Raw genomic sequence first — 8,304 nt, 5'->3', positions numbered from 1 at the left:
CGGCGCTGCCGGACCAAAAGGCGACACCGGTGCTCCTGGAGCCGATGGTGCGACCGGAGCAACCGGTGCGACCGGTCCGGCGGGCGCGGATGGCGCCGTCGGGCCAGCCGGTCCGGTCGGAGCAACGGGTCCCGCAGGTCCTGCCGGGGCCGATGGCGCTGACGGTGCCGAGGGGCCAGCAGGCAAAGATGGTTCTGACGGTGAAGATGGCAAGGACGGCCAAGACGGCGCCGACGGCAAAGACGGTCAGGACGGTGCTGAGGGTCCACAGGGTCCCGCTGGCGCTGACGGCAAAGATGGCGTCGATGGCAAAGATGGTGCCGATGGCAAGGACGGTGCAACCGGCCCGGCTGGCCCTGCTGGTCCTCCCGGAGACAGCGGAGTTTCGCCGGCGCAGATGCAAGTCATTACATCGGCAATCGATGCGAACACGCAGGCCATCGCAAATGTCCAGGGCAGCATCGGCGCCATAAACAACAGCGTTGGCAATGTCGCGGATATTCAGGTTCTTCAGGACCCGAATGCCGCTGAGGCGATTGGATCAGCTTTGGCATTCGGTCCACCGAGCACGGATGCGGCACCATTCACCACCGCCAGTGGTGTGGCCCGTCCGTTCGCCGCAGTGGTTGTCAGCGGCCCGACGATTGTGGACGGCATCAATCTCAACACCCAGCTGATCACGCAGAATAGTGCGGACATCCAGATCAACCGGACGGCAATCACCCAGAACGCGGTTGAGATATTGAACAATCGGCAACGGGTGGAATCGCTGAGCCAGCAGATTGACCAGATGGGCGCAGTTTTGGCCGCCAATACCAAAGCGATCGAGGAACTGAATGGCGGCCTTGCAGCAGTCGTCGCCCTGCCCAACGTCACGCTTGGCAAGGACGAAAGCTTTGCCCTCAGCGGCGGCTTTAGTCTTTACGGAGAAAAAGTCGGTTTTGGCGGTGCCATTGCCATACGGGCTGATGAAAACTGGAGCGTCGGCCTTACCGTAGGCCATGGTGGCAGCAAAACGACCGGTGCCGTCCGGTTCCGTTTCGCGAGATAGTCGAGGCGTCTCCGGGCTACGGATGATGATATCCGTAGCCCGGAGGCAGCCACCTCCTTTTCGCAAAAGGGCTTTGAAATGAGACAATTGTGGCAAATGTGGCAAGAAGGCTTTCCAGACAAGTCCATCGCGCAGATCGAAAGACTCGCTGCCGAAAAAATCTTAAGGACGGAATTTCCCTGAACACAGGCGAGGATCAGAGTTTGCATCGCAGGAGCAAGATCTGCTGGCTGAACGAGCAATATTGGCTACGGGACCAGCTATACTGGTACGTCATGGAGGCCAATCGCGCCGCGTTCGGTGTTGATGTGTGCAACGTCGCTGCCTTGCAGTTTACCGAATATCATGGCGAGAAGAAGGGCGGTTACGAATGGCACAGGGACGTCATCTACAAAACTGACCGAGCCTTTGACCGCAAAATCAGCATCATCGTGCAATTGAGCGATTCGCACGAATATGAAGGCGGCGATTTTGAATTTAGCGAGTGCCAAAACCCGGCGAACGTCCGCCAGAAGGGGGCTGTGCTGGTATTTCCCAGCTATGTGACTCACCGCGTAACGCCGGTCACCAAAGGCATTCGAAAATCGCTCGTTGCCTGGTTCGAAGGGCCAAAATGGCGGTGACATGCCTGCCGCCGCGCCATGAGCATCATGAACAAATTTCTGCCGCTTTCGGAATGAAGCCGTCATTCTCGGTGACATATATTGATGACCCTTTGCCACCCAGGATTTGCCAATCTGAATCGATCAAATAGTGCATGTAGAACGACTGCGATATTGCGGTCATCGAGGGGCATGCCAGATTTGAGACAAAGCGCTAGATCATTTGCCGGCAACTCCTTCATGAGCTTTTGATAGGCCAGCGCCTTTTGCCGTCTTTACGGGAGACGCTTGAAATATGACAACGCCTGTTTGTCATATTCCAAGCCTTGCCGGTCATGATATTGCCCGGACAATTCCGCCATCTACACGCAAAGCCGCACCATTTATGGCTGATGACTTGGGGCTGCAGAGATAGGTAACAAGGGAGGCGATTTCTTGAGGATCGATCAGGCGCTCGATCAAGGATGTTGCCCGATTTTCCTGCATGAACTTCTTCTCTGCCTGATCATATGGCAAGTCCGGAAAAACATCCTGAACAAATTTTTCGACGCCTTCTGTGCGGGTTGATCCCGGCAGCACCGAATTGACCGTCACATTCGTGCCTTTGGTTAGCTCGGCCAGGCTTCTGGATAGCGATAATTGCATAGTCTTTGTCGCGCTGTAATGGGCCATTTCCGGCGCCGGGTTCAATGCGGATTCGCTGGACATAAACAGCACTTTGCCAGCGTTTCTGGCAAGCATGGCTTGCAGATAGTGACGGGTCAGTCTCACGCCGCTCATGATATTCACGTCGAACAACCGTTGCCAGGACTCGTCGGTCTCGTCAAAAAGCCGACAGCCTCGTAAATGCCGAGATTGTTGATCAGGATATCCACTTCCGCAAATTTCGTGATGGTTGTCTGACATCCGTCGGGCGTTCCGTTGTCGGCCACAAGTTCGTTCAATTTGGCGTCGGAAACATCCTGTCTTATCGACTGGATCGCCGTGTCGACGCTCGCCTGCGTTCGGCCATTGACTATAACGGTCGCCCCTTCAGCGGCGAGCGAGCGCGCTATCTCCAGACCGATCCCTCCGGTTGAAGCCGTAACCAATGCGGTTTTATCGTTGAGGTCCAAGTTCATCTTATATCTCTTTTCCATTTCTTGCGGAATGGGTTCCCGCTGGTGATCCATCGGATATGGAATATGGATTGTTGCGCATAAAGAGGCTTATAAACATTAAATAATTGCCTTATATGCAATTATGCAGATAAACTCTCACGAACTCCTGACCTTCGTCACGGTCGTCGATTGCGGTCAGGTTGGCCTGGCTGCGCAAATGCTCGGCCAGAATCCGTCCAGTATAAGCCGGACCCTGGCAAGGCTCGAGGAAAAGCTTGGTGTAACCTTGCTGGCCCGCACGACCAGACGGCAGCAATTGACGGAGGAAGGTATCTTTTTCCTCGAGAAATCTCGGCTGGTGTTAAGCGAGATGAAATCGGCGGAAGATCTCCTCAAGGATCGTGACGGAACACCCTCCGGGCGTCTGCGCGTCGATGCGGCCTCGCCGTTTATGCTGCATTGCGTTGTCCCGCACATTCCCCTTTTCTGCCAAAAATATCCGCAGATCGAGCTTGAGCTGACCAGCAGCGAAGGCAATATCGATCTGATCGAGCAGCGCACCGACGTCGCTTTGCGTATCGGCGCCCTGAAGGATTCCGGGCTTCACGCGAGGTTGCTCGGCGTGTCGCAGCTCCGCTTGCTGGCCAGTCCGGATTATATGTCTCGCAGAAATGCACCGCAAACGGTCGAGGAACTGGATCAGCATGATCTGATCGGTTTCACCCGACCGGAGAGCCTGAACAGCTGGCCGCTGAAATCGGCAAAGGGGGCCCAATGGAAGGTTGATCCCCGAACCAAAGCGTCGAGTGGTGAAACGATCAGACAACTCGCCTTGCATGGACAGGGTATCGCCTGTCTTGCCGACTTCATGACTCACGAAGATCAGCGGCAGGGCCGGTTGATCCCGGTCTTGGACGAACACACGATTCCGGTTTGGCAAGAGGTCAGCGCGGTCTTTTATCGACAAACCGAGCTGGCCTCCCGAATCCGTGTTTTCATCGATTTCATCGTTGAGAAGGCAGTTCAGTCAGGAGGGATGCGCCCTACTGGCGTTGGGGCGGACGATTCTTACTGGTCCGGAAGCCATTCTTAAATCATAGCCAGACTTATAGCGTCTGCGTTCGAGATCTATCGCACGGTGGCTGCCGCCGCGGCCAATATCTCAGGACACGGCCCTCAGGCCCTTTTTCGGCAGTTGATCATCATCCGACGTGACCCGGCCAGCAGCGGTGCGCGTCGGCAGGCCAAATATCGGCTCCCGCCTTCCCACCTGAATCTGTTGCGCGTGTTCGAGCAGCAGTTCGGTCGCGCTTTCGCGCGGAACAGCGGCGGAATAGAGATAGCCCTGCCCCAGTTTGCAGCCCATTGCTTCCAGCAGACTGGCCTGATCTTCGGTCTCGATACCCTCGGCGATCACCCGGATGTCAAGCTTGCGAGCAATGCTGAGCAGGCCTTCGATAATTGCCAGCCCCCTGTCGCCAGGGCGCAACTGGCTGACGAAAGACCTGTCGATCTTGATGATATCCACCGGCACCGTCAGCAAATGGGTAAGCGAAGCAAATCCGGTGCCGAAATCGTCCAGCGCCACGCGCAGGCCATGGGCCCGCAGCGCCTTGATCTCCTGCGCGACAACCGGATCGTTTTGCCCGAGATAGACCGATTCCGTCACCTCCAGCACGACATGTTTCAGCGGCACATTTTCCCGGCCAAAGGCTGTCTTGATCCGGTCGTAGAGCGTACCGCTGTGAAAATCGGCGGACGAGATATTGATCCCCACATGCTGGAAGGGAATCCCGCATTCGAGCCAGGACCGGACATCGGCAGCCACCAGCGCCAGCATGCCCTCGGTCAGCTTGGCGGCAACGTCGACGTCGGTAGTGGCCTGGTGGAAGGCCCCTGCCGAAACAATATGGCCCCCCGGCTTGCGCAGCCGGCAAAGCGCTTCCATGCCAACGATCTCGCCACTATCAAGCCGGACGAGCGGCTGGTAATAGGCCTCTATCCGGCCTTCATCGAGCGCGACATCGACATCCTGGATCACTTCGATCCGGCGTTTGATCGCCGTACCGATACCGGGCCAATATCGGACAAAGCCGCCACGGCCGGTTTCCTTGGCATGATAGAGCGCAAAATCGGCATGGCGGTGGACCGTTTCGGCGTCATGTTCGCCCGGCGAAAGTGCTGCACCGCCGATCGTAGCGCGCGGCTGGATCATATGACCGCAGCAGCTGGTAACCACACCGATCGCGTCCAATATGCGAGAAGCCGTTCCGCTGAGATCGGCGACCGCCCCGCTTTCCTGCAGGATGATCGCAAATTCGTCTCCGCCGAGCCGGAATGCATGGTCGGGAAGCACGCTGGACCTGATCCGCTGCGCCACACTCTTCAGCAGTTCGTCTCCGGCCTGATGCCCGAAAGTGTCGTTGATCATCTTGAGATTGTCGACATCGACCACCAGCAGGGCCCATGTGCCCGGTTCCTCGCAGGACAGACGGCTCAAGGCCGCGTCAAAGCCCGACCTGTTCGGCAGGTCGGTCAGCGCGTCGATCGAGGCCCGGCGTTCGCGCTGGAGCATCCGGTCGTGCCGTTCCAGCGCAATTGCGCAAAGATGGATACTGGCGCTGACCAGCTGTTTTTCGCGCGCCCGCGGCATCCGCTTTTGCTTGAAATATAGCGCGAAGGTACCGAATACCACGCCTTCCGAATTATAGATTGGCACCGACCAGCAGGCCTTGAAGCCGGAGGGCAGGACATGTTCCTTGAACGCCGACCAGCGCGCGTCATTTTCGATATCGGTAACAACCACCGCCTCACCCAGATAGGCCGCGCTGCCGCAGGACCCGACATTGGGGCCGATCATCAGACCATGGATCAGTTCGGAAAATTTCTCGGGCAGACTGGGTGCAGCCAGCGGATAGATGGTTCCGTTATCCTCGACCCGCAATACCGAACAGGCGATATCGGGCAGCAAAAGCTCGAGCTCCAGACACAGCCGTTCCACCGTAACATCCAGCGAGACACCCGTAGCGATCATCTCGAGAATCTTGTTTTGGAACAGCAGCAACCGGCGATTTCCTTTTTACTCGGGAATGACTCAGTTCAAATTTACCGGATCGGAGTAAACAGAAGATGAAATATTTCCGAAGCGGACCTTTACACGAAGATTTACGGCAGGACGGCCTGCGGATTAAGACGCGAATTGCGAGAAATTCATCCGGCCGGCCAGCGATATTACAGAGGGTGCGAGCGGCGGCCAATATATGCATCTGGAGAATGATGGTCAGTTGACGGGCTGACGGTCATCTAGCCCGCCAACCGTTTTTCATAGGCGAGCACATCGGCGCGCAGCCGGAGCGCATCCTGATAGGCATTATGCGGTACCGCGCTGCCTTCGCCGGAACTGACAAGTTCGGCGTCGACCAGATGAAAACGGATATTGCGCACCGGCTTCATCAGGCCGGGACCGATAACCAGCAACCGCGCCGCATGGGCGATATCTTCCGGCCAGTCCGCAACCAGTTGCGGTTCCGGATCATCGCCCAGATAGTCGGCGAACCGGTCGGCGACATCGCTGCGCGACATCGGCTCTATATCCAGCACGGGCATGATATGCTCGACCACCCAGGGCGTCGGACTGGAACATTCGATCGCCGCATAAAAGGGCGCCCGCCCATCGTCTTCGGGCACCAGTGCGATCGAAATCAGGTCACCGCAAAAGCCATTGAATTCCGTATCAAGAAAATAGCGCATCGTTGAGTATCCCTCGCATATTTATGCCCGATCACCACGGCTCTTTTGTTTCGGAACGCGCAGTTGATGACAATGTCACTCTAGCCGAACGGCCGGTAAATATCCGCCTGCGGCCGGGTAAACCACTCCGGCCCCGCTTCCATCATGTAGAAATGATCTTCCAGCCGGATGCCATATACGCCGGGCACCACGATCATCGGTTCGTTGGAAAAGCACATGCCGGCCGCCAGCGGCGTCGCATCGCCTTTCACCAAATAGGGGCCTTCGTGGATGTCGAGACCGATACCGTGGCCGGTGCGATGAGGGAGTCCCGGAAGGTCATAGTCGGGGCCCAGACCATGGCTGATCAGGACATCGCGGGCGGCCTGATCGACATCTTCGCAGGGCGTGCCGATGGCGGCGCGGTCAAAGGCGGCTTGCTGGGCCTGTTTTTCCACGTTCCACAGCCTCTCGATCCCGCTGTCCAGTTTGGAAAGGGCATAGGTGCGGGTGATGTCGCTATTATAGCCGTCGATGGTGCAGCCGGTGTCGATCAGGATTAACTCGCCCTCCTGCAGCGCCGGGTCGCCCGGTACGCCGTGCGGGTGGGACGTCGCTTCGCCAAATTGAACGGCGCAAAAGCTGTTGCCGTCATCGGCGCCACCGGCGCGGTGCAGGCGGTCGATTTCGGCGATGACTGCGCTGGCTTTCATGCCCGGCTTGATCCACTCGAAGACCGTCTGATGGACGGAGAGCGTGAGCTGCATGGCCGCGATCATCAGGTCGATTTCGGCTTGTGATTTTTGGCGCGCAGCGGCGCGATGATCGAAGCGGCAGAGCCGTGGATCACCGGCTTCTCAAGTTGTGCCACGGCATCGATCAGGCGCGCGGCATGGCCGTAGGAACATTCCGGATCGAGCGCGCATCGCTGGCAGCCGTGATCCGCCAATAGAGAAGCGATCAGCGCGAAGGGGCTTTCATGCTCCTCCCAGAAGGCCATTTCCGAGGCCATCGGGAATTTCGCCCGGATCGCCGATTCCTCGAATTTCGGGCAGATGAAGATATTGCGGTCTGCCGTGACCAGCACGCCGACGAAGCGTTCACTTTCGTAAAAAGGCTCGGCGAAGAAATAGCGCATATTGCTGCCCGGCGTGATGAGGGTCGCATCAATGCCGCCTGTCGCCATGGCGCTGCGCAACCTGTCCAGCCGCTGATCGCGTTCGGCATTGCCGATCGATAGCGGTCGCGATATTATGGTCATGGTCAAATCTCCAAAAGGGGCGGCTCGCCTCTGATATAATGTGACCTTTAGACCTCAGCCACCACTATAGTCGAGATAGCTGTCGTCGCGAGCCAGCGATATCAGCGTCAGACCGCAGGATCGCGCGCGTTCGATGGCGATGCTGGTCGGGACAGAGATGGTCACCAGCGTGGTGGCGCCGGCGATCACCGATTTCTCGACAATCTCGTAGCTGCACCGCGATGTTGTCAGGACAAAGCCGGTCGATAGCGACCGGTCATCGCGGGCTATTGCGCCGATCAATTTGTCGAGCGCGTTGTGGCGGCCGACATCCTCGCGGACGCATGCAATGGCGCCGGTTTCGTCGACCCAGACCACAGCGTGGACGCCGCCGGTGGCCTTGTTGAGCGGCTGGTGGTCATGCAAGGCGGCTAGTGCGCTGAAGACATAGTCTTTGCTGATCGGTTGATGCGGGCTGACCTTCGGCAAAGGCTGGGCAACCAGTTCGAGATTCTCCAGCCCGCAGAGGCCGCAGCTGCTTTCGGCAACACGGGTGCGCGCCCGTTCGAAACCGCGTCTGCT

Annotated in this window: 9 protein-coding genes and 1 pseudogene; 3 read left to right on the top strand and 7 right to left on the bottom strand. The window is 57.9% G+C overall.

Annotation, left to right across the window (positions count from 1 at the left end):
- Nucleotides 1-1,051 (top strand): annotated as a pseudogene (locus C8024_RS07655) (hypothetical protein); the annotation flags it as partial.
- Nucleotides 1,052-1,254: 203 nt separating this feature from the next.
- Nucleotides 1,255-1,674, top strand: a complete 420-nt coding sequence (locus C8024_RS07650) for a 2OG-Fe(II) oxygenase (RefSeq protein WP_173203883.1) — start codon at nt 1,255-1,257, stop codon at nt 1,672-1,674.
- 312 nt (nt 1,675-1,986) lie between these two features.
- Here C8024_RS07650 and C8024_RS21270 read toward each other — a convergent pair whose 3' ends face one another.
- Nucleotides 1,987-2,442: an SDR family NAD(P)-dependent oxidoreductase gene (locus C8024_RS21270; protein ID WP_367947219.1), complete on the bottom strand. Its 456-nt coding sequence runs from the start codon at nt 2,440-2,442 to the stop codon at nt 1,987-1,989.
- On the bottom strand, nt 2,439-2,774 hold the full coding sequence (locus C8024_RS21265) for an SDR family NAD(P)-dependent oxidoreductase (protein ID WP_254305696.1): 336 nt from the start codon (nt 2,772-2,774) through the stop codon (nt 2,439-2,441). The genes C8024_RS21270 and C8024_RS21265 overlap by 4 nt, the downstream gene beginning before the upstream one ends.
- Nucleotides 2,775-2,895: 121 nt before the next feature.
- Between C8024_RS21265 and C8024_RS07640 the strand changes: the two genes are divergently transcribed.
- Nucleotides 2,896-3,846, top strand: a complete 951-nt coding sequence (locus tag C8024_RS07640; RefSeq protein WP_173203881.1) for a LysR family transcriptional regulator — start codon at nt 2,896-2,898, stop codon at nt 3,844-3,846.
- A gap of 69 nt (nt 3,847-3,915) precedes the next feature.
- Here the strand turns inward: C8024_RS07640 and C8024_RS07635 are convergent, their stop codons facing one another.
- The 5 genes from C8024_RS07635 to C8024_RS07615 all read right to left on the bottom strand — a co-directional run.
- On the bottom strand, nt 3,916-5,817 hold the full coding sequence (locus C8024_RS07635; RefSeq protein WP_206169922.1) for an EAL domain-containing protein: 1,902 nt from the start codon (nt 5,815-5,817) through the stop codon (nt 3,916-3,918).
- 239 nt (nt 5,818-6,056) lie between these two features.
- On the bottom strand, nt 6,057-6,503 hold the full coding sequence (locus tag C8024_RS07630) for a hypothetical protein (RefSeq protein WP_173203879.1): 447 nt from the start codon (nt 6,501-6,503) through the stop codon (nt 6,057-6,059).
- A gap of 80 nt (nt 6,504-6,583) precedes the next feature.
- Complete coding sequence (locus C8024_RS21260) at nt 6,584-7,261, bottom strand: Xaa-Pro peptidase family protein (RefSeq protein WP_173203877.1); 678 nt, start codon at nt 7,259-7,261, stop codon at nt 6,584-6,586.
- Nucleotides 7,261-7,743, bottom strand: a complete 483-nt coding sequence (locus C8024_RS21255; RefSeq protein ID WP_173203875.1) for an aminopeptidase P family N-terminal domain-containing protein — start codon at nt 7,741-7,743, stop codon at nt 7,261-7,263. Before C8024_RS21255 ends, C8024_RS21260 begins: the two co-directional genes overlap by 1 nt.
- A gap of 54 nt (nt 7,744-7,797) precedes the next feature.
- On the bottom strand, nt 7,798-8,304 hold a 507-nt coding region (locus C8024_RS07615; RefSeq protein WP_173203873.1), incomplete at its 5' end, for a formate dehydrogenase accessory sulfurtransferase FdhD.

It is taken from the genome of Sphingopyxis sp. BSNA05 (assembly GCF_013265645.1).
GTDB lineage: Bacteria > Pseudomonadota > Alphaproteobacteria > Sphingomonadales > Sphingomonadaceae > Parasphingorhabdus.
The sequence above is the reverse complement of the archived record's forward strand: the minus strand, read 5'-3'. Positions and strand labels throughout refer to the sequence as shown.